Source organism: Kitasatospora sp. NPDC001159 (assembly GCF_053598235.1).
The window spans coordinates 1-1,753 of the sequence record NZ_JBSFJV010000266.1; the positions used below are offsets into that span (position 1 = coordinate 1).

Below are 1,753 nucleotides of genomic sequence, written 5' to 3' on the forward strand. Positions count from 1 at the left end.
GAGCGCGGCGTCTACAAGCTGATCGGCGTCGACGGTGACGCCGATCAGCGCTGGCCGGTGTACCTGCGCTCGGTGCTGGCCTTCTCGGCCGTCTCTGTGCTCTTCCTCTACGGCCTGATCCGGCTCCAGACCTTCCTGCTGCTGAACCTGGGCGTTCCGCAGATGGAGGGCCACCAGGCCTGGAACACCGCGATCTCGTTCGTCACCAACACCAACTGGCAGTCCTACAGCGGCGAGTCCGCGATGGGCCACCTGGTGCAGATGGCGGGCCTGGCGGTGCAGAACTTCGTCTCCGCGGCCGTCGGCATCGCCATCGTGGCCGCGCTGATCCGGGGCTTCACCCGCAACAGGACGGATCGGGTCGGCAACTTCTGGGTGGACCTGGTCCGGATCAACCTGCGTCTCCTGCTGCCGCTGGCGATCGTGTTCGCGCTGGTCCTGGCCGCCAACGGCGTGATCCAGAACTTCCACGGCTTCCACGAGGTCACCAACCTCGCGGGTGACGTGCAGAAGATCCCGGGCGGCCCGGTGGCCTCCCAGGAGGTCATCAAGGAGCTGGGTACCAACGGTGGCGGCTTCTTCAACGCCAACTCGGCGCACCCGTTCGAGAACCCGACCGGTTTCACCAACTGGCTGGAGATCTTCCTGCTGCTGGTGATCTCCTTCGCGCTGCCGCGCACGTTCGGCAAGATGGTCGGGGACAACCGCCAGGGCTACGCGATCGTCGCCGTTATGGCGATCTTCTGGGTCGGCTCCGCCGCGCTCATGACCTTCGCCGAGTCGCAGCACCACGGTGCCGCGCTGCAGGCGGCGGGTGCGGCGATGGAGGGCAAGGAGCAGCGTTTCGGCGTTGCCGCCAGTTCGCTGTTCGCCGCCTCGACCACGCTGACCTCCACCGGTGCGGTGGACGCGTTCCACGACTCGTTCACGCCGTTCGGCGGTGGCATCGCGATCTTCAACATGATGCTGGGTGAGATCGCGCCCGGCGGTACCGGTTCCGGTCTGTACGGCATGCTGATCCTGGCGATCGTGGCGGTGTTCGTGGCCGGTCTGATGGTCGGGCGCACACCGGAGTACCTGGGCAAGAAGCTCGGCGGCCGTGAGATGAAGTTCGCCTCTCTGTACATCCTGACGACGCCGGCGCTGGTGCTGGTCGGCACGGGTGTGGCGATGGCGCTGCCGGGTGAGCGGGCCGGGATGCTCAACTCGGGCGCCCACGGTTTCTCCGAGGTGCTGTACGCGTTCACCTCCGCGAGCAACAACAACGGTTCGGCGTTCGCCGGCATCACTGTGAACACCGACTGGTACGACACGGCGCTGGGCCTGTGCATGGTGTTCGGCCGTTTCCTTCCGATGGTGTTCGTGCTGGCGCTGGCGGGCTCGCTGGCCCAGCAGCAGCCGGTTCCGGCCACTCCGGGCACCCTGCCCACCCACAAGCCGCTGTTCGTGGGCCTGCTGTCGGGCGTCGTCCTGATCGTCGTCGGCCTCACCTACTTCCCGGCCCTGGCCCTCGGGCCGCTCGCGGAAGGTCTCTCCTGATGTCCACACCTACGCTCACTCCTTCTCCTGCGCCGGTCGGTAAGTCCGACGGCAAGGCTTCCCACAGAGTGGCCAGCGGGCTGCTCGACCCCAAACTGATCGTCACCTCGTTGCCGGACGCGGTGAAGAAGCTCGACCCCCGGGTGATGGTCAAGAACCCGGTGATGTTCGTGGTCGAGGTGGGCTCGGTGGTCACCACGATCTCCGCGATCGC

The 1,753-nt window shown here is 66.7% G+C and carries 1 protein-coding gene and 1 pseudogene; both read left to right on the forward strand.

The genetic code is table 11. From position 1 onward, the window contains the following. On the forward strand, positions 1 to 1,539 hold a 1,539-nt coding region (kdpA, locus tag ACWC9T_RS41740), incomplete at its 5' end, for a potassium-transporting ATPase subunit KdpA (protein WP_449826239.1). Continuing rightward, positions 1,539 to 1,753 (forward strand): annotated as a pseudogene (locus ACWC9T_RS41745) (potassium-transporting ATPase subunit B); the annotation flags it as partial. The gene kdpA and the pseudogene ACWC9T_RS41745, both read left to right, overlap by 1 nt.